Raw genomic sequence first — 18,595 nt, 5'->3', positions numbered from 1 at the left:
GATGGGCCCACAGTGATGTCAACGGGGCGGATCCGACCGGGCGGGGGCGCGCCCGTCAGGTCGGGACGCGGCGGCGTTCCAGGTCGAAGACGGCCTGGACGCGTTTGCCGACGGGGACCCGCTCGGCGCCCAGGCGGTCGGCCAGCGCGTGGACGATCTCCAGGCCGTGACCGCCGGGCCGGTCGGGGTCGCGGTCGTAGCGGTGCGGAAGGGTCGAACTGCTGTCGTACACCGTCACGAGCACCTGCCGGTCGGTGCCCTCCAGCTCCAGCAGATACGGCCCATGGCTGTGCCGCTCGGCGTTGGTGGCCAGTTCGCTGACGACCAGCAGGAGATCACCGGCCGTGCGGTCGCCGAGCACCGCGAACCACTCCGCCTCCAGCTGCTGCAGAAACCGGAGGGTGAGCTGTCTGGCCTCGGCCGCGCAGCCGGGGGCCCCGCTGAACTCGGCGGCCTTGCGCAGGGGCCGCACGGAATCCGAGAGGGCCGCGAGGGCGGTACCGATAATGGACCGTTCGTTCATAGCTCCTGCCCCGCCCACCGATGAGGACGTTCGGGGGCCCTCTTCCCGGATCCCCTTCTGCCCATACACGCGCCCGGTATGCCGGCCGGTTTCGTGAAGGGCGTCACGTACATCGGGGACGCCGGGCGGCGGCGGCCGTCGATGCGCGCCGTACCGCGCATAAAGGCCAGGTCAGACCTGGTTCACTCGTGAGCGGATCCTCCCTGGAGGGGATTGCGCCTCGCGCTCCGGAGGAGGACCGTTGCGTAGGACCACGGTGCTGGGCCGCGGTGCCGAGCATCACCTCGTCAGGACGTCCGGTATGCCCCTATGACCTCTTCTTCCCCTGATCCGCTGACCATCGTCGTCACCACCCCCCGGTCCGACACGGTCGAGATCAGGCTCGACGGCGAGATGGACGACGAGACCTCGTACGAAGTGGTGGACACCGTACGGCAGTTGCTACGCACCCACCGGGGTGTGAGCCGACTGGAGCTGCACTGCGGGCCCACCATGGCGGGCGACCCGACGGGGCTGGCCGCGCTGCTGATGATCAGACGTCTGGCGGAGGCCGATGACGTACACCTCATCCTGACGGGCCGGACGGGGCTCTGACCGCACGCCCTGGGACATACACGCCCCGGGACATCTTCGTGGCGACCCGGCGGGGCGGGGTGGGATCAGGGGGGATCGCCCAGCACGGTGCGTGCCTTCGCGGCGCGTACGGCGGCGGTGAGGGCGTCGATGTCGTACGCGCCATGGTGGCGCCGCCCGTTGACGAAGAACGTGGGGGTGCCCGACACACCGTAGGTATCGGCGCTCTCGACATCCTCGGCGACCCGCGCGGCCCCCTTGTGGGACCGCAGATGCCGGTGGAACCGGTCGGTGTCCAGCCCGATCTCCTCGGCGTACCCGAGCAGATCGGCGGGTCGCAGAGCTCCCTGATGTGCGAGCAGCAGGTCGTGCATCTCCCAGAAGGCGCCCTGGTCCGCCGCGGCCTCGGAGGCCTCCCCCGCGAGCTGGGCGTTCGGGTGGACATCGTTGAGCGGCAGATGGCGCCAGACGTAGCGGACGTCCCCGAAATCCGCGAGCAACTCGCGGATCACGGGTTCGGCCAGCCCGCAGTAAGGGCATTCGAAATCGCCGTACTCGACCACGGTCACCGGCGCCTCCCGCGGTCCCCGCACATGGTCGCGGTCCGGGTCCACCGGTTCGGCGAGATCGACGATCTGCTCGGCACTGCCCAGCAGGGCCCGGATCCGCCGCTGCCGGGGCAGCGCCCCGATGACGCGCGTGACGAGCCAGGTGGCGGCGAACGAGCAGATGGCCGCGGCGAGAATGCCGATCTTGGCCTGCTCCAGCTGTTCGCTGTCGAAGGCGAGGGTGGCGATCAGCAGCGAGACAGTGAAGCCGACACCGGCGATGGTGCCACCGGCCGCGGTGGCGCCCCAGCCGACCGGCGGGCGCAGCCGGCCGTGGCTCAGCCGGGTCGTCAGCAGCGAGGCGCCGAGGATACCGAGGGGCTTGCCCAGCACATAGCCGCACAGGATGCCGAGGGTGATCGGCGACTCGAAGGCCCGAGCCAGCTGGCCACCGCTGATGGTGATACCGGCGTTGGCGAGCGCGAAGACGGGTACGACCACATAGCTCGTCCAGGGGTGGTACATCCGCTGGAGCCGTTCGTTCGGCGAGATCGCCGAGGCGATCCCGAGCCGCGCCGTTCGTTCCAGCTCCGGTGTCGGCTGCTCGCGGAAGAGCCGGAACAGTCCGCTCGCCCGTTCCAGATCGGTGCGCGAGGCGGGGTACGCGAAGGTCACCAGCCCCATCGCCAGACCGGTGACGACCGGGTCCACCCCCGACTCCAGCATCGCCACCCAGATGGCCACCGCCAGTAACGCGTACGCCACGCCCCGGCGCACTCCCCAGGCGCGCAGCAGCAGGACGAGCCCGAAGATCAGCACGGCCACGATCAGGGCGACCATACGGACATGCCCGCTGTAGGCGACCGCGATCACACCGAGCGCCACGAAGTCGTCCACGACGGCGACGGTCAGGATGAAGACGCGCAGTCCGCGCGGCAGCCGGGTGCCGAAGACGGCGAGCACGCCCAGCGCGAACGCGGTGTCCGTGGACATGGCCACGCCCCAGCCGTGCGCCGAGGTGTGTCCGGCGTTGAAGACCAGGAAGATGGCGACCGGTACGAGCATTCCGCTGACGCCGGCGATCATCGGGAGCGCGACCCGTTTCCGTTCGCGCAGTTCCCCCATGTCGAACTCGCGCCGGGCCTCCAGACCGAGGACGAAGAAGAACAGCGTCATCAGTCCGCTGTTCACCCACTCGCGCAGCTCCAGCGAGATCCCGGCGGAGCCGATCCGGACCGAGAGCACCGTCCGCCAGAACTCCTCGTACGTTCCCGGACCCGCGTTGGCCCAGACGAGCGCCGCGAGGGCCGCGGCGAGCAGAACGGCCGCGCTGCCCGTCTCCGTACGTAGGAAGTCGCGCAACGGGGTGCGCATGTCGTCGCGCTCGGTCTGGCCGGAGAGGTTCGGGGTCGCCGGGTCCACAGTCACCTCGCCATTCTCCTGCGGCCCTGCCGCGAGGGCCCGGCGACCGAGCCGCGCCGGCGCTCACCGCCCGATCAGGTGCGTCACGGTCCTGGAGAGGTACCACACGGTCACACCGCCCGTCGCCGACACGTCCCACCTCTCCGTGTGAGCCGGAATCACGTGAGAACACCGGGTGGAGGAGGACGATCGTGAGGTCTCCCCCGCCCCCGGGGCGGATCCACGCGGGCGGCGACCGCCCGGCCCCGTTCGAAAGGACCTCCCGTGCTCCCACTGGACGGCATCACCGTGATCTCTGTCGAGCAGGCGGTCGCGGCCCCGTTCGCCACCCGCCAGCTCGCCGATCTGGGCGCCCGCGTCATCAAGGTGGAGCGGCCCGGGACCGGCGACTTCGCGCGTGACTACGACGAGACGGTCCGGGGCATGTCCAGCCACTTCGTCTGGCTCAACCGCGGCAAGGAATCCATCGCCCTCGATCTGAAGCGGCCCGAGGACGCCGAGGTGCTCCGGCGGCTCGTCGACCGGGCCGATGTGTTCGTACAGAACCTCGCGCCGGGCGCGGCCGACCGGCTGGGCCTGGACGCCGCGACCCTCCTCGGCGCCAACCCCCGGCTCGTCGTCTGTGCCATCTCCGGCTACGGAACCGGCGGCCCCTACACGGACCACAAGGCGTACGACCTGCTGGTGCAGTGTGAGTCCGGGGCGATGTCCCTGACGGGTACGGCGGAGACGCCCGCGAAGATCGGTATCCCGGTCGCCGACATCGCCGCCGCGATGTACGCGTACAGCGGCATCCTCACGGCGCTCTACGAACGCGAACGCACCGGCCGGGGCGGGGCCTTCGAGGTGTCGATGCTGGAGGCGCTCGGGGAGTGGATGGGGTATCCGGGCTACTTCACCCGCTACGGCGGCGCCCAGCCGCGGCGTTCGGGTGCCGAGCACGCGGCCATCGCCCCCTACGGTCCGTACACCACCGCCGACGGGGTACGGGTCTTTCTCGGCGTCCAGAACGAGCGCGAGTGGGAGGACTTCTGTGTGCGGGTCCTGGACGCGCCCCGCCTCGCCACCGACCCGCGGTTCGTCGGGAACTCCCTGCGGGTGGCGAACCGTGACGCGCTGCGGACCCGGATCGAGGAGCGCTTCGCCACCCTGAGCGCCGGCGAGGCCGAGCGGCGCCTCGCATCGGCCCGGATCGCCCATGCCCGGCTGCGGGACGTGGCGGAGTTCTCGGAGCACCCGCAGCTCGCCGCCCGGAACCGCTGGCGCACCGTGGACTCCCCGGTGGGGCCGCTGGACGCGCTCCTGCCGCCCGTCACCGTCGCGGGCCGGGAGCCAAGGATGGGTCGCGTACCGGCCCTGGACGAACATCGCGAGCGCATCCTGGCCGAACTGAACTCGACGGCGGTGCGGCACAGCGGCTCTCGGGGCGTCTAGGGCGGGTCTTCGTGTCTTCGTGTCTTCGTGTCTTCGGGTGGATCAGGCCGGATCAGGCCCGGTCAGGCCCGGTCAGGCCGGATCAGGGAGCGGGGCCGGCGGGAAGATCACCGCCCGCAGCGGCGCCAGCAGTTCGTTGACGTACTCGATCCCCTCGGGCGTTCCCAGCGGGAGCGGCGCTGTCGCCGACGGTTTCAGCGCGTCGGGGGCACGGCGGTCGCCGAAGAACATCAGGGACTCCAGGGGCCGGTTGCGGCGCGCCTGCCAGCGCAGGCCCTGGGCCCAGGGGGCGCTGTCGCGCAGGTACCTGGCCCAGCGTCGGGTGAAGGCGTACTGCGGGCCGTCGGCCTCGACGAGCCAGCCGTCCTGGCACACCGCGGCCAGCTCCACCGCCGAGCACAGCGACACCACCCGCAGATCCTCGGTGACCTCCAGCGCGGACAGGGTCCGCTCCGCGACCTCATGGCCGAGGATCACCCGTACCCCGAGCCTCATGTCGAAGTCCCGGTCGCGCAGCAGTACTTCGGCGAGCGCCGTCGCGGGGTCGGGCGCGGCGTACAGGAACGGGTACGGGCTCTCGGTGACGCCGTCGAAGCGTGAGCCGCCGAAGTAGGGATCGGCGGGACGGGGGTTGAAGTCCGTCACCGCGCGGGTGGATCTATGGACCCGCCACAGCACCGTTCCGGCGGGGACGGTGTGCGCGTGGGGGAAGACCGGTACGTCCGGCAGGGCCTGCGCCGTCATATCAGTCCTCCCCCAGGACCGCACCGGCGCAGGCCACCAGCTCGTCGTCCCTGTCCGCGCCCAGCAGAGCGGCGGGCGGCTTCCCCAGCCAGACGTTCGAGGCCAGCCACCAGGCGGTCACACCCCAGGGGTCCCGGTCGGCGCCGAGCAGCCGGTTGACCCGTACCACCACCTCCCGGGGCCGGCCCGAGGGCTCGAACTGGAAGCGGGGGAAGGCCGTCGCCTCTCCGGGTCTGTCCAGCCGGATGAGGTCGCGCGCCATTCCGTTCCGGCGCAGGGCGTGTGCCTCGTCCTCGCTGAGCACGGGGGTGACCGCGAGCACGCGGCGCCGGACGAGGTCCATGAGCGCGGCGGGTGCGGGGACCGCAGTACCGGCGCCCGGGGTACCGGGGACCGTGGGACCCGCGTCCGCGGTACCGGCGTCCTCCGGCTCGAAGGAGAGACCGGCGAGGGACAGGAGGGCCGCGGCCTCCGCGTCGATGGCCGCGCGGTCCAGTACGTCCGGAGCCCGCCAGTCGGCCTGCCGCAGGATCGCCAGCGCCACCGGGTGGTCGGGTGGAAGCGCCTCGGCGAGGGCGAGCAGCAGCCGTCTCGCGTACGGCTTCGGGTCATCGGCGGCTCGCATCCGAGCCTGGATCGAGGCGACGGCGGCCCGGTCGCGGGCGTCAAGCCGCGCGGCCAGGTCGGCCCGGTGGTCCGTCACGATCCTGTTCAGGTCTGCCAAGCTCATCGGCGTCAACTCCGGCTGGACGGTGGGAGGTCAGCGTCCCTGGTGGGTGTACGCGGCCCAGGCGTGGATGTGAAGGTGTTCGGGGTCGTTCACCTGCCCGGCCATCAGCCGGCTCATTCCGGGGACGGGCGCGCGCTCCGGGTCGAGCATCCACAGCTGCGCGGCGCGCAGGGCGCGTGCGGGGGTGACGCCCTGGGAGAGATGGTGATGGAACACGGTCATGAGCAGGCCGCTCGGCCGGTCGGGAACGTTCCAGCGTGAGCCGACGACGCCGGTCGCTCCCGCGGTCAGGAAGGCGGTGGCGAGAGTGAGCGCCTCGTCGTGGTCACGTTCGCTCAGATCGCTGAGGCAGGCGTTGAGTACGACGAGGCCGCCTGGACTGCCTGGGCGGCGGCCCGCCGCCCGTTCGAGCACCCGCGAGATCGGGAGTTTCAGTTCGGTCCGCGCGGCGCGCTCGCTCTCCCGGGTGCCGCCGAAGAGCAGGGCCGAATCGAGCGGGACCTCTCGTGTGTCGGCGTGGCAGCCGAGATGGAGGAGGGAGGCGCCCGTCTCTCCCCGGCCGGGCAGACAGGCGAGTACCCGCTCGGGCAGCCGGGCGTGTTCCTCGGCCGTTTCCGTCTCGGCGCCCAGGATGCGGGCCCGCGGGTAGTGGGCGTCGCGGATGCCCTCCGCCTCCAGCACCGGCCACAGGAGGTCGCCGCTGGGGTCGAGAACGATGACGGGGTCGTCGGCGGGCGGCAGTTGGTCGCGTCCGGCCGCCTCCGCGAACTGCCTGCCACTCGCCGCGTAGGACACCACCGCGTCCTGGATCACATACCGGTACCCCGTCGCGTCGCCGCTGCCGGGGGCCGGGGCGCGGGCGGCGTGCCAGGTGACCACGCCGAGAGTGGAGCAGGGCACAAGCACCAGATGCGGGGGCCGCTCGCGGTCCCGGTCCCAGCCCGCGATCTCGTCGAGCACCGGTCCCATGGCCGCCGGGTACGCCCAGTCGCAGAGGCGGTCCAGCGCGGCCCGCCAGTCGGTCTCGGCGCTCTCGCGCCCGGCGCCGCGAGCCCGGGAGAACGCCGTGCGGGCGGAGATGTACGACCGGAGCGGAGCACAGGCGCCCCGCGCCAGTCCGGGCAGGGGTACGTGTACGACGCGGCCGTCCGTGTCCACCAGCAGCGCGGCGCCGGGGGCGTCGCCGTCCTCGGGCCCGTCCAGGAGGTAGACTAGCGCGTCGGCGTCCACCGCGGCGAGGGACTTCCCGAGAGCCGCCGGGGTGAGCGCTTCGTGCAGGCTGTGCCGGCCGTCGTGCTCGGCGAGTACGCCCAGTGCCTGCCGCCGCAGCTCGCTGGGGATCTCCCCGCCGGGCATGCCCTGTTCGAGCAGCAGCCGCACCGTACCGCGCAGGCTCTCGGTCACGACGGCGTCCCGGTCCGCCGCGCCCCCGGATCCGGGCGCGGACACCAAGGGAGGCGCCGGGGGCAGCACCGGCGCCGGGCTGTCGAGCACACGCGCGCGCCAGCGGTCGGCGAGGTCCGCCCGCCCGGCCGCCACCAGCCGGTCCGGTACGTCGGTCGCGGTGGTCGAGGCGCGCAGGACGAGCGCCCGCCCCAGTTCGAGCGCCTCGACGGCCGTGCGCGGATATCCGTCCGCCAGACTCCAGTGCGCGACGCGTACGGCCCTGCGCGCCGCGCCCCTGGCCGGGAGCAGTCCGTGATGGGCGCCGCGCTGGAGCATCACCTCGGCGGCCACGGTCCGGATCACCGCGAGACCCGCGTCGACCGCGGCGGAGAGATCGCCCGCCGCGGGATCTCCGCGCCGCCGGTATCCGTCGGCGAGGCCGTCCAGTACGGCCACGGCCGCGATGGGCGGCGTATCGGGGCCCATCCGCTCCCGGGCGCGTTCCAGGCCGAGCAGCGCCGTCGCCAGTACCTCCGGATCGCCGTTGAGCAGGTTCAGCATCAGCCGGGCCGAGCCGAGACCGGCGTGTCCCAGGAGGCGGATGTCCGCGGGAAGCCGCGACTCCTCCGCCACGAGCTCTTCCAGCAGGGACGTCCCGCGCCTCAGCTCGGCGGTGTCCCCCCGCACCGCCCCTCGCACCACGGCGGCCAGCCCGCCGAACGTGGCCGCCATCGGCTGGAGCCAGGAGACGGAGAAGTCGTCATCGAATGCGGTCTCGTCCAGCAGGTCCAGCGCGGCGGTCAGTTCGTCCCAGTCCTGGTTCTTCATGGCTTGTCCGAGCATGCCGAAGGCCGTGGCGATGTTCACGGGCGCGGGCAGCGGGAGTGCGCCGTCGCTCCCGACGATGGTCCGCAGTTCGGCCAGCGCCTCCGCCGCGCCGTCGCCCTCCTCGTTGGCGCGCAGCCCCAGGGCGAGGGCCCGGAAGGTCTCACCGAACTTCTGGTACCTGGCGGGGCGTTTGAGGGGCCGGTGCGCGGCGGCGGCGCCGGTGGCGTGGTCCAGGAAGATCCGTCCCGTCTCGGCATCCTGACGGGTGCCGTGCCGCAGATAGTGGAAGTCGAGCGTGCCTCCCAGCAACGCCAGAGCGGCCGGGGCGACAGCGTGCTCCGCCGGGATCAGTTCGGTGGCCCTCCGCAGATGCGCCAGGGCGCGCCGGCTGTCCTCCGTCTCTCCGGAGATCACGGCCCGGAGCATCAGCGAACCGCCCACCTGGAGATGGGCGACGCCGGGGTGGGAGTCGTCAGGGGCGAGCCCGGCCGTACGCTCCAGCATCTCGTCCGCGGCCACCAGCGCCTCGGACAGACCGTTCGGCGAGGCGCCCCGGGGAGCGGTCGCGCCGTCGGGACGCCAGCGCAGCAGCGCGCGCACCCCGGCCACGACCGACTCGTCCACCAGCTCCGGTGAGCGGTGCCGCAGCGCCTCCAGGAACTGCCGTGAGCCGAGCAGATCCAGCACGGAGTCGTACCACGGACTGCCGGCGGTGATCTCCGCCCTCGCCCTGGCCAGCACGGCGGACGCGGCTGCCAGATCCTCGTCGGTGCCCGAGTCCGACGCCCGGTCCAGATACTCCTGCGCCAATTCGCCGAGCAGCGCGTCCCGCAGGAGGTGTCCCGGGGGAAGGGTGTCGATGGCCTCCTCCAGCGCCGGGCCGGTCTCTCCGGGCGTGCCGTCGGTGTGGCGGGACACCTCCAGGGCGGCCAGTCGCGCGAAGGACTGGAACTCGGTCCGGTTCACGGCGCCCTTGGGCATCAGCCCCACCCCCTGCTGGAACAGGGGCAGTGAACGCATCAGCGACAGGGGATCGAAGGGCTGTCCGAGCGCCATGCGCAGGATCGGTACCATCCCGAGCATGAGCTTCAGCGAGCCATGGACGGGCTCCGGCCATCGCGGGCAGGCGCTGCTGTACTGGAGATGGCCGATCGACTCGTCGAGATGGGCGACAAGTCGCGCCCGCTCCCCGGGATCGCTCGGCGGGGCCTGCATCCATCGCCTGGCCGACTCGAAGTCGACGGGGGCGCCCAGTCTCAACTGCCGTGGCAGCGCGGGGAAGAAGAGCATCCAACCGAGCCACAGCCGGGCGTAGTCATGGTCCCAGCTCCCCGGCCGGGCGGTGTTGAGGACGCGCCGGAACGCCGTCAGCGCGAGCCGCCGTTCCTCGTCCTCGCCCCCGAACCGGATATGGCGGATCATCAGCACACTGCCGAGCCGGACATCCAGGCGGAGGCGACGGGGATCGTCGAGGGGCAGTTCCCGGTCCGCCTCCAGCAGCACGTCCCGCGCTTCCTCCACGGCCAGTTGACCGACCGCCTCCCGTACCCGGTCGGGCGCGAGGGGATCGGGGCCGGTCATACGGTCTCCCAGCCGCAGGAAGCGATCGGCCAACGCGATCCCCCAGTCGGCGAGTTGCCGCGCCCGCTCGACCGGGTCCAGCCTGTGGATCTCCGTCATCGCGATTCTCCCCGCAGTCGTCGCTGACGTACCGTCAGTGACTCTTCACCGTAACGCCGTTGCCCGTGCAGGGGCGGCCGTACCGCCACTGTGCGGTGCGGGGAGGCCGTACGGAGGGGACCGCCCGGAAGACAACCGGAAGGCGACCCGAAGGCGACCGCTCGAAGGGCCCGCCTTCTCCGGTGGATTTGTTGTCCAAGCCTTTGATGTCTCCGGGCTTGGCAAGGGGGCCCGGCCGGAGCACCGTGTATGGCGACTGGGCGGCCGGTAGTGATCACACTGAACCGGACTCGCGTACTTGCTTGTTGAACGCTGCGCAGTTCGCCGCGCCGCCAGTCGACCCCCGGTGCGGAGAGCCGCACCGAGGGAAGAGTGGAAGAGACCGGCGTGGAACGAGTCAGCGGGGGCTACTCCCCGGACATCACTCTGGAGTCACTGACAACGGAGCCCCTGCTCGGGCGTGAGTATCAGGACCACCCGGAGGCCGTGCACGAACGGTTACGGAGCCGGCACGGGGCAGTGGCTCCCGTGGATCTGCTGGGAGTACCCGTCTGGCTGGTGCTGGGGTACCAGGAAGCCCTGCACGTACTCCAGAACGACGCGATGTGGCCCAAGGGCCTGCGGCACTGGCGCGCCCGCAACGAGGGCCGCGTCCCGGCCGACTGGCCGGTCGCTCCCGCGCTGGAGGCCGACAACACGATGGCGCGCGGTGGGGCCGACCACTCCCGGTACCGGACGGCGTGGGACGCGGCGCTGAAACCGTTCCAGGACCCGGGTCATCCGCAGACCCGCCGGCTCAAGGACAACATCCGCAGGACCGCGAACGAACTCGTCATGCTCCTCGCCCAGGAAGGCAGGTCGGGCACGGCGGATCTGGCCGCGCGGTTCTCCCGGCCGCTGCCCCTCATGGTGGCAGGCGAACTGCTGGGCGTCTCGGGATCCCAGAGCGAGCGGACCCTCATGGACATCTGGCGGATCCTGGACGCGGGACCCGACGCGGCCGTGGCCTCCGAGCGGGTACACACCGCCATGGGCGCCCTCGCCGAGGAGAAGCGGCGCCGGCCGGGCGAGGACTTCCCCTCCTACATGCTGGCCGCCCATCCCCAGCTGACGTCCTCGGAGCTGGCCCACGAACTCACCATGCTCATGGGGATGATCTCCGACCACGCGGGCATCCTCATCGCCAACGCCGTCGTCGAGATCATCACGGGCGACGGGCGCGCACGCGCGAGTCTGTCGGCGGGCATGATCCGCGAGACCGTCAACCATGTCGTCCTCCGAAAGCCTCCGTTGGCCAACTTCATGCCGCGGTTCCCGCTCAGGGACCAGCGGCTGGGCGGATACGTCATCCGGGCGGGCGAGCCGGTATGGATCGCCACCGCGGCCACGCACGCGGACCTGCGCTCGGCGGCCGGTACGTCACCGGACCGGGCGACGAGCACACGCGCGCATCTGTCCTGGGGAGCGGGCCCGCGGCAGTGTCCGGCGCGTGAGCTGGCGACCACGATCACCACCCTGGCCCTTGAGTGCCTGTTCGAACACTTCTCGCGGCTGGAACTGGCCGTACCGGCGGACCAACTCCCCTGGCGTTCCTCACCGTTCGTACGCGGGCTGCGCTCCCTGCCCATCGGATACGAGCTCAGGGCGGACTACGAGATCCCCGCCCCCGACCGGCCGGCGGCCGACGGACGGGCGGCGGACGAGGAGCGGCCCGCCCAGGTCTCCACACTGCGACGGCTGCTCGCCGGAACGGTCACCGGGAAGGTCGATCCGTACTCGTTCTAGACGAGCGGGAGGGGTCGCAGGTGGGTGTGGCTGGGTCGGGGAGCGGGGCTGGGTCGGGGAGCGGGGCTGAGTCAGGGGGTGTCGCCCCGCCAGTCCCACAGCCCCGGGTCCGCGGGCCCGGGGCCGTACAGCGCGTGGCCCCCGGAGCCGTACGCGCCGATCTCGGTGGCCAGCGCCGCGCCTTCGCGCAGTTGTCCGGCCGTCCAGCCGGTGACATCGAGGAGCAGGCCGTCCAGCGGGCCGGCGACCAGCTCACGGTAGACATGGCCGGGCCGGGGCCCCGGGTCCGGGTCGTCGTGGTCGGCGCCGTACACCCGCCGCCGTATCAGTTCGTCCATGACAGCCAGCGTCCCACCCACCACTGACACTCGGAGGACGAGCCGGCGCGCCGTACCTCAGACCGCGACCGGCAGCCCTTCCAGTCCCCGGATCACGAAGTTCGGCTTGCGTACGGGCTCGGCGGCCAGTCGCAGTCCGGGGGCCAGCTCCAGCACCGCGGCCATGGACGCGGCCAGTTCGATACGGGCCAGTGGCGCGCCGATGCAGTAGTGGATGCCCGCGCTGAACGATATGTGCGGGTTGTCCCTGCGGGACAGATCCAGGCCGTCCGGGTCGGCGAAGACCGCGGGGTCGCGGTTGGCCGAGCCGAAGAGCAGGGCGACCTCGGCACCGCGCGGCACGGTGGTCCCTCCGATCTCGACCGGATCGAGCACCCAGCGCTCGAAGAGCTGGAGCGGTGTGTCGTAGCGCATCAGCTCCTCGACGGCGGTGGGCAGCAGGGCCCTGTCCGCGCGCAGGGCGGCGAGCTGTCCGGGATGCCGGAACAGCGCGTACCACCCGTTGACGGTGGCGTTGACGGTCGCCTCGTGCCCGGCGTTCAGCAGCAGCGCGCAGGTGGCGACCATCTCGGCCTCGGTCAGCTTCTCGCCGTGGTCGTGGGCGGCGATGAGCCCGGAGATCAGGTCCTCCCCCGGCTTCTCGCGACGTACGGAGATGAGGTCACGCAGATACGCGGAGAACTCCTGGGACGCGACGACCGCGCGGCGGGCGGTCTCCTCCGACGGGTTCAGCTCGTACATGCCGACGATCGCCGCCGACCACGGCCGCAGCAGCGGCCGGTCCGTCTCCGGCACGCCCAGCATCTCGGCGATGACGGCGACCGGCAGCGGTTCCGCGACGGATTCCAGCAGGTCGCCACCGCCGCGCTCCACGAGCCGCTCCACCAGCTCGCCCGCGAGCCGCCGCACGTACGGCTTGAGCTGCTCGACCGTACGCGGGGTGAACGCCTTCGACACCAGGCGCCGGATCCGGGTGTGGTCCGGTGGCTCCAGCTCCAGCATGCCGTGATCGTTCAGCTCGTGGAACGGTTCATGGCCGGTCGGCGGCGCGGTCCTCCCGAACTCCTCGTGGCTGAACCGGTGCCCGTAGGAACGGCCGAGCCGCCGGTCCCTGAGCAGCGCCGACACATCAGCGTGGTGCGGGACGAGCCATTGGTCGCTCGGCTCGTAGTAGTGCACCCGGCCGCGGGCACGCAGCTCGGCGTAGGCGGGGTAGGGGTCGGCGAGGAACGTGCTCGACCGGGGGGCGAAGTCAGACATTCCAGGAAGGTATCCGGCGGCGGGAGCGAAGACCAGTACGGTTCCGCCGCGACGGGCCCGTCCTCGCCAACCGCCGTGCCGCGCGCCGCGCGCCGCGATCGAGGGCTGCCGACCTTGTGCGCGGTTGGCCTGTCCATGACCATGGAGCGGCCGGATCACTCACGTAGCCGTGGAAGGGACTCGCCATGTCGCAGCACCCCACCGGGATACCTCGAAGGACCGCCCTGTCCGCCACCGTCGCGACCGCCGTGGTGGGGGTTCCCGCACTGGCGTCGACGGCGTCGGCGGTCCCCGCGAGCGCGTCCGCCGAGCGGGGATCCGGAGACCGTCCCGCCACCGCCCAGTCCCCCGGCCGGGAGTTGCGGGAGCTGCTCAAGGAGATCGACCGTGACCGGATCGAGGCGACCGTGCGGCGGCTCGCCGCGTTCGGGACGCGGCACACCCTGTCCACCCAGGACGATCCCGAGCGCGGGATCGGCGCCGCCAGGGACTGGATCCACGCCGAGCTGAAGCGGTACGCCGAGGCTTCCGGCGGCCGGATGACCGTCGAACTCCAGTCGTATGTGCAGGAACCCGCCTCACGGATCCCGGTGGCGACCCGTATCACCAATGTCGTCGCGACGCTGCGCGGTTCGGCCGACCCCGACCGTATCCATGTCGTCTCCGGCCACTACGACTCGCGTGCCACCGACGTCATGGACGCCGTGAGCGACGCGCCGGGCGCCGATGACGACGCCTCCGGGGTCGCGGTGGCGATGGAGCTGGCCCGTGTGATGGCGAGACGGCGGCCCGCCGCGACCATCGTGTTCGCCGCCGTGGCCGGTGAGGAGCAGGGGCTGTACGGGGCCGCGCACATGGCGGAGCGGTTCAAGGCGGCGGGCGCCGACGTCCGGGCCATGTTCACCAATGACATCGTCGGCAGTTCCCGGGCCGACGACGGCAGCCGCGACCCCTACACCGTGCGGCTCTTCGCCGAGGGCGTGCCCACCTCCGAGACCCCGCAGGAGGCCGCCACCCGCCGCTCGGTCGGCGGCGAGAACGACTCGGTGACCCGCCAGCTCGCGCGCTTCGTCCGGGACGTGGCGAGCAATGACGCCACGGGGATGGACGTCCGGGTGGTCTACCGCCGCGACCGCTATCTGCGCGGCGGTGACCATATCCCCTTCCTCGAACGCGGCTACAGCGCGGCCCGGTTCACCGAGCCGGCCGAGGACTTCGCGCATCAGCACCAGGACGTGCGGGTGGAGGACGGCAGGCAGTACGGCGATCTGCCCGAGTTCTGCGACTTCGGCTATATCGCCCGCGTGGCGCGCGTCAACGCCGCGGTGCTGTGGACGCTCGCCCAGGCCCCGGCGGCGCCGAGCGGGGTGAAGATCGTCACCAGCTCGCTGACCAACTCCACCGAGCTGGTGTGGGAGCCAGGTACCGAACCCGATCTGGCGGGGTACGAGGTGGTGTGGCGCGAGACCACCGACCCGGAGTGGACCCAGGTGATCAGCGCCGGTGACCGGACGAGCCACACCGTGGACCTGTCCAAGGACAATGTCTTCTTCGGTGTCCGCGCGGTGAACCGGGCCGGTCTCCGGGGCCCGGTGTCCTTCCCCGTACCGCAGCGCTGACCGGCTCCCGTCCGTCGAACGGCCGCAGTACGAAGCCCCGGGGCCACGCTCCCCCGGCCCCGGGGCTCCATCACCCACCACGGCCGCCAGGACTCATCGAGCCGGTCCGCGAGCCCGAGCCCGATGCCGTGAGCGGAAGTCCGAGGCCCGGGCCCCCGCTACATCGAAAGACGTACGGGCATCACGCCGTCCCCGCCCATGCCTCATACGAAGGGCACGGTGAGGCACGCGAGCCGGGCCCCCGCGGTTCCCGCCTCGCCCGGATCCGTCATCGTCCCGTGGTCGTGGATCACCACGGAACGCGCCTCGCCCCGCCGGAAACGCCAGTCGTGCGTGGACTCGGCGACGGCCCGTCCCAGGACGTTCGTGGTGATGTCCAGCCAGACCTCGTTGGCCGCGTTCGCGTAGGCGGGGTCGGTGGAGGGCTGGTGCGGGTCCTTGACGTTCTGGTAGTGCGGTCCCGCGTCCTCCGGGGCGCGGCCACAGGGCTTGGTGTGCGCATGCGCCCCGTACACACGGTTCGGAAGCAGCCCGGACACGGCCAGTTCGACCCCGGTGGTCCTGGCACCGGTGCGCTCGACGACGGTGACCCGCGCGCCCGCCGGCACCTTCGTCCGGTCGTAGGTCACCGCGTCCGGCGGGAAGTACGGGGACGGCGGCAGGAATCGGCCCTCCGCCGTCACCGTGGGGGAGCCGTCCCGGGCCGACACCACCGCGGGCGGCAGCGCGAGCAACGCGGTGACGGCGAGACAAGCTGAAACCGAAGCCTTGGAGCGGAACTTCACGAGCGGCCTCCTTCGACGGGTCTGATCACCCTCTCAACGGGGAGGAGCGGGCGGAGGATGTGCGGAAATCCGAACGAATTGAGGCCGGCCGGAGGGGCGATCGGGGGCGGATGACTGTGTCTTCCCCTAATCCGAATCGTGCTATTCGCGCGCAGGGCCCCGGTATCGGCCTACCGCTAGGCTCCGCTCAATGCGCTCCCCACACTTCGGGCTCCTCCGTCTGGGCGCGGCGCGGCGTCGCTATGGAGACGGCCGTCGCCGGCCGCTGTGGCGTGGGACGGAGCGGGGCCCGGCCGTCGGAATCATGGCCGCCGCGGCGATCGTGCTGGGGGTGGCCCTGACCGGATACGCGTCGGACACGGGGGTACGGGACGCGGGTGCGGCGGCGGACCTGCCATCGCCGGCGGACCTGGCTCCGCGGGGGCCGGACGAGACGGCGTTGGGGGATCCGGCGCTGCCCGCGCCGGCGCCGTGCTCGCCGCCCGCCGGTGTCGTCCTCTCCCTGCACGACGCCCCCGGGAGCCTGCCGGCCGCCGGCTTCGGCCGTATCGCTCTGCCCGCTCTCCCCCGTACGTTCATCGACGGCCCGCCGTCCCGTACCGGAACAGCGAGGACCCTGCCATGACCACCCCGCGCGCCCTCCTCGACGAGCCCGCCGAACCGCACATCCTGTTCGTGGAGGACGACGCGGTGATCCGCGACACCGTCCGGATCGCGCTCCAGCGCTATGGCTTCACCGTCTCCACGGCGGCCGACGGCCTCACCGGACTCGAACTCTTCCGGAGCGCGCAACCGGATCTGCTGCTGCTCGATGTCATGCTGCCGGAACTCGACGGCATCGGACTGTGCCGGAAGATAAGGGAGTTCAGCCTCGCGCCGATCCTCATGGTGACGGCACGCGGCGACGACCTGGACATGATCTCCGGTCTTGAGGCGGGCGCCGACGACTATGTGGTCAAGCCGTGCGAGACGGCGGTGCTCGTCGCGCGCATACGGTCGCTGCTGCGCCGTGCCTCCTTCGCGCCCGCGCGCGAGGAGCCCCCGCGTGAGGCGCGTGAGGACGGCGGGACGGCGCGCGCCGGGACGCCGGGCGGCGCACGCGGCGAGGAGAGGACGGGCGCGACGGACGGCAGCGGCGTCCTCACCTTCGGCGACCTGACCATCGACACCTACGGCATGGAGGTACGGCGCGCGGGCGAGGTGGTGGCACTGACCCCTACGGAGCTGCGGCTGCTGCTGGTCTTCGCCGCGTCGCCCGGTGTCGTACTGGAACGGCGGACGCTGCTGAGAAAGGTGTGGGACCACGCCTGGGACGGTGACGCCCGGGTGGTCGATCTGCATGTGAAGCGGCTGCGCGCCAAGATCGACGCCGAGCGGATCGAGACCGTACGCGGCTTCGGATACAAGCTGCGACGCTGACCATGCCCGAACATCGGCCGGCCCCACCGGCCTCCGGGTTCCCGCCGCGGTCCTTGCAGTGGCGCATCGCGGGGCTGGTGGCCGCGGCGACCTGTCTGGCCGTGGTCGTCCTGATGGTGCTGGTCCACCGGGCCTCGCGCGCCTTCGAGTTGGAGCAGTCGCGCTCGGTCGCGATGCTCACGCTCGAACGGGCCTCCGTGTCCTACTCGCGTACCGGACTGGTCAGCGGTACGGGCGCCGAGCTGGACGCGGCCGGGGTGCCCGGCGAGCTGCGGTCGCTGGTGCGCCAGGGCCGGCACGGTACGCAGTACACGGACGGTCCCGGCGGTCCCGCGATGTGGGCGGCGCGCCCGGCCGGCCCGCGGATCCTCTCGGTGCGGCTCACCTTGAGCACCACGCTGGGCGATCTGGAGGCGTTCAACAAGAGCATTCTGCGGGCGGGCCTGCTGACGACGGTGGTCGTACTGCCGCCCGTCTGTCTGGTGGCCCGTGGGATGAGCCGCAGACTGCGCACGGCCGCGGGCATCGCCCGGCGGATAGCGGCCGGTGATCTGGACGCCCGGATAGCGGCGCGGCCCCGCCCGTTCGACGAGATAGCCGAGATCTCCGGCGCGGTCGACTCGATGGCGGCCTCGCTCCAGGCGCGGCTGCGCGGCGAGCAGCGCTTCACCGCCGATGTCGCCCATGAGCTGCGCACACCGCTGATGGGTCTGGTCACCGCCGCCGAACTCCTCCCGGACGGTGAGGCGGAGCGTTATGTACGGGACCGGGTACGCACGCTGTGCGCGCTGGTGGAGGATCTGCTGGAGATCTCGCGGCTCGACGCGGGCGTGGAGCGGGCGGACCCGCAGCACTGCGCGCTGGTGGAGCTGCTCGAAGAGACCGTGGAGCGGGTCGCGGTCCCGGCGACGGTGCTGATCCGTGGGGCGGCGGGCCCCGCGGAGGTACGGGCATGGACCGATCCCCGCAGGCTGGAGCGTATCGTCGCCAACCTCGTCGTCAACGCGCACCGGCACGGCCGGCCGCCGGTGACGGTCATGGTGGGCGTGGACGCCGACACCGGCGTGCCGACGGTCTCCGTGCGCGACAGCGGCCCCGGCTTCCCCGCCGGGCTGCTCGACGACGGACCCCAGCGGTTCCGTACGGGCGCGCGTGAACGCGGTACGGGACACGGTCTCGGGCTGACCATCGCGCTCGGACAGGCGCAGGTCGTCGGCGCCACCTTGACGTTCGGCAACGCGCCGGACGGCGGAGGCGCCGTGGTCGTCGTACGGCTGCCGCGCGGTCCGGCGGCGGAGAAGATACCGGACTGACACTCCGTCGACATCTCGCGGACAACCGGCTGACGCCTTGTGGCCGCACAGCCGAGCGCGTCCCGACCTCCCGACCGGCCCGGGGCGGACACATTCGCCGCCCAGGATGAACCCACTCCACAGGCCAGGACCGGGCGTCGGGCGTCAACCGGCTGAGGGTCCCTCACGAGCCATGAGCCATGAGCGCTATGGGCCACATGCCGGGCGC

15 protein-coding genes are annotated in these 18,595 nt (G+C 72.0%); 7 read left to right on the top strand and 8 right to left on the bottom strand.

Features of this window, described 5'->3' with window-relative positions; genetic code table 11:
• Nucleotides 1-55: 55 nt before the first annotated feature.
• On the bottom strand, nt 56-523 hold the full coding sequence (locus tag AB0M67_RS37290) for an ATP-binding protein (RefSeq protein ID WP_365752067.1): 468 nt from the start codon (nt 521-523) through the stop codon (nt 56-58).
• A 309-nt stretch (nt 524-832) separates the two neighbouring features.
• Here AB0M67_RS37290 and AB0M67_RS37285 point away from each other — a divergent pair, with 309 nt between their 5' ends.
• Nucleotides 833-1,117 (top strand): hypothetical protein, encoded by a 285-nt coding sequence (locus tag AB0M67_RS37285; protein ID WP_365752066.1) that lies wholly within the window; start codon nt 833-835, stop codon nt 1,115-1,117.
• Nucleotides 1,118-1,182: 65 nt separating this feature from the next.
• Here the strand turns inward: AB0M67_RS37285 and nhaA are convergent, their stop codons facing one another.
• Nucleotides 1,183-3,018: a Na+/H+ antiporter NhaA gene (gene nhaA, locus AB0M67_RS37280; protein WP_365752083.1), complete on the bottom strand. Its 1,836-nt coding sequence runs from the start codon at nt 3,016-3,018 to the stop codon at nt 1,183-1,185.
• A 312-nt stretch (nt 3,019-3,330) separates the two neighbouring features.
• On the opposite strand from nhaA, the gene AB0M67_RS37275 reads away from it, so the two are divergent.
• Entirely contained in the window at nt 3,331-4,500 is a 1,170-nt protein-coding gene (locus AB0M67_RS37275; RefSeq protein ID WP_365752065.1) for a CaiB/BaiF CoA-transferase family protein, read from the top strand.
• A gap of 72 nt (nt 4,501-4,572) precedes the next feature.
• On the opposite strand, the gene AB0M67_RS37270 is transcribed toward AB0M67_RS37275, so the two are convergent.
• From AB0M67_RS37270 to AB0M67_RS37260, 3 genes are read right to left on the bottom strand one after another with little or no spacing between them, the layout of a single operon-like run.
• Entirely contained in the window at nt 4,573-5,244 is a 672-nt protein-coding gene (locus AB0M67_RS37270) for an RES family NAD+ phosphorylase (RefSeq protein ID WP_365752064.1), read from the bottom strand.
• Between the two features lies 1 nt (nt 5,245).
• Nucleotides 5,246-5,974, bottom strand: coding sequence for a hypothetical protein (locus AB0M67_RS37265; RefSeq protein ID WP_365752063.1), 729 nt, complete (start codon nt 5,972-5,974; stop codon nt 5,246-5,248).
• 30 nt (nt 5,975-6,004) lie between these two features.
• Nucleotides 6,005-9,868 carry a CHAT domain-containing protein gene (locus tag AB0M67_RS37260; RefSeq protein WP_365752062.1) on the bottom strand — a complete coding sequence of 1,288 codons (3,864 nt, stop codon included), beginning with the start codon at nt 9,866-9,868 and terminating at the stop codon, nt 6,005-6,007.
• Nucleotides 9,869-10,255: 387 nt separating this feature from the next.
• Here AB0M67_RS37260 and AB0M67_RS37255 point away from each other — a divergent pair, with 387 nt between their 5' ends.
• Nucleotides 10,256-11,653, top strand: a complete 1,398-nt coding sequence (locus AB0M67_RS37255; RefSeq protein WP_365752061.1) for a cytochrome P450 — start codon at nt 10,256-10,258, stop codon at nt 11,651-11,653.
• 71 nt (nt 11,654-11,724) lie between these two features.
• Here AB0M67_RS37255 and AB0M67_RS37250 read toward each other — a convergent pair whose 3' ends face one another.
• Nucleotides 11,725-11,991 (bottom strand): hypothetical protein, encoded by a 267-nt coding sequence (locus AB0M67_RS37250; protein WP_365752060.1) that lies wholly within the window; start codon nt 11,989-11,991, stop codon nt 11,725-11,727.
• A 57-nt stretch (nt 11,992-12,048) separates the two neighbouring features.
• Entirely contained in the window at nt 12,049-13,251 is a 1,203-nt protein-coding gene (locus AB0M67_RS37245) for a cytochrome P450 (protein ID WP_365752059.1), read from the bottom strand.
• A gap of 185 nt (nt 13,252-13,436) precedes the next feature.
• On the opposite strand from AB0M67_RS37245, the gene AB0M67_RS37240 reads away from it, so the two are divergent.
• Nucleotides 13,437-14,870 carry a M28 family metallopeptidase gene (locus tag AB0M67_RS37240; protein ID WP_365752058.1) on the top strand — a complete coding sequence of 478 codons (1,434 nt, stop codon included), beginning with the start codon at nt 13,437-13,439 and terminating at the stop codon, nt 14,868-14,870.
• A gap of 203 nt (nt 14,871-15,073) precedes the next feature.
• Here AB0M67_RS37240 and AB0M67_RS37235 read toward each other — a convergent pair whose 3' ends face one another.
• A complete protein-coding gene (locus AB0M67_RS37235) occupies nt 15,074-15,655 on the bottom strand; it encodes a superoxide dismutase family protein (protein ID WP_365752057.1) in 582 nt (193 codons plus the stop codon).
• A 190-nt stretch (nt 15,656-15,845) separates the two neighbouring features.
• On the opposite strand from AB0M67_RS37235, the gene AB0M67_RS37230 reads away from it, so the two are divergent.
• The 3 genes from AB0M67_RS37230 to AB0M67_RS37220 are packed head-to-tail and all read left to right on the top strand — an operon-like array spanning nt 15,846 to nt 18,387.
• Nucleotides 15,846-16,280 (top strand): hypothetical protein, encoded by a 435-nt coding sequence (locus AB0M67_RS37230; RefSeq protein ID WP_365752056.1) that lies wholly within the window; start codon nt 15,846-15,848, stop codon nt 16,278-16,280.
• A complete protein-coding gene (locus AB0M67_RS37225; protein ID WP_365752055.1) occupies nt 16,277-17,074 on the top strand; it encodes a response regulator transcription factor in 798 nt (265 codons plus the stop codon). Before AB0M67_RS37230 ends, AB0M67_RS37225 begins: the two co-directional genes overlap by 4 nt.
• 2 nt (nt 17,075-17,076) lie before the next feature.
• Nucleotides 17,077-18,387 carry a HAMP domain-containing sensor histidine kinase gene (locus AB0M67_RS37220; RefSeq protein ID WP_365752054.1) on the top strand — a complete coding sequence of 437 codons (1,311 nt, stop codon included), beginning with the start codon at nt 17,077-17,079 and terminating at the stop codon, nt 18,385-18,387.
• The last annotated feature ends 208 nt before the right edge of the window (nt 18,388-18,595 follow it).

It is taken from the genome of Streptomyces sp. NPDC051662 (assembly GCF_040681655.1).
In the GTDB taxonomy this organism is placed as follows: domain Bacteria; phylum Actinomycetota; class Actinomycetes; order Streptomycetales; family Streptomycetaceae; genus Streptomyces.
The sequence above is the reverse complement of the archived record's forward strand: the minus strand, read 5'-3'. Positions and strand labels throughout refer to the sequence as shown.

Bases quoted from the DNA above. Each gene is read 5' to 3' on its own strand.
- AB0M67_RS37260 (WP_365752062.1), bottom strand. From the start codon at position 9,868: ATGACGGAGATCCACAGGCTGGACCCGGTCGAGCGGGCGCGGCAACTC.
- AB0M67_RS37265 (WP_365752063.1), bottom strand. From the start codon at position 5,974: ATGAGCTTGGCAGACCTGAACAGGATCGTGACGGACCACCGGGCCGAC.
- AB0M67_RS37270 (WP_365752064.1), bottom strand. From the start codon at position 5,244: ATGACGGCGCAGGCCCTGCCGGACGTACCGGTCTTCCCCCACGCGCAC.
- AB0M67_RS37230 (WP_365752056.1), top strand. From the start codon at position 15,846: ATGCGCTCCCCACACTTCGGGCTCCTCCGTCTGGGCGCGGCGCGGCGT.
- AB0M67_RS37220 (WP_365752054.1), top strand. From the start codon at position 17,077: ATGCCCGAACATCGGCCGGCCCCACCGGCCTCCGGGTTCCCGCCGCGG.
- AB0M67_RS37285 (WP_365752066.1), top strand. From the start codon at position 833: ATGACCTCTTCTTCCCCTGATCCGCTGACCATCGTCGTCACCACCCCC.
- nhaA (WP_365752083.1), bottom strand. From the start codon at position 3,018: ATGCGCACCCCGTTGCGCGACTTCCTACGTACGGAGACGGGCAGCGCG.
- AB0M67_RS37290 (WP_365752067.1), bottom strand. From the start codon at position 523: ATGAACGAACGGTCCATTATCGGTACCGCCCTCGCGGCCCTCTCGGAT.
- AB0M67_RS37240 (WP_365752058.1), top strand. From the start codon at position 13,437: ATGTCGCAGCACCCCACCGGGATACCTCGAAGGACCGCCCTGTCCGCC.
- AB0M67_RS37225 (WP_365752055.1), top strand. From the start codon at position 16,277: ATGACCACCCCGCGCGCCCTCCTCGACGAGCCCGCCGAACCGCACATC.
- AB0M67_RS37245 (WP_365752059.1), bottom strand. From the start codon at position 13,251: ATGTCTGACTTCGCCCCCCGGTCGAGCACGTTCCTCGCCGACCCCTAC.
- AB0M67_RS37250 (WP_365752060.1), bottom strand. From the start codon at position 11,991: ATGGACGAACTGATACGGCGGCGGGTGTACGGCGCCGACCACGACGAC.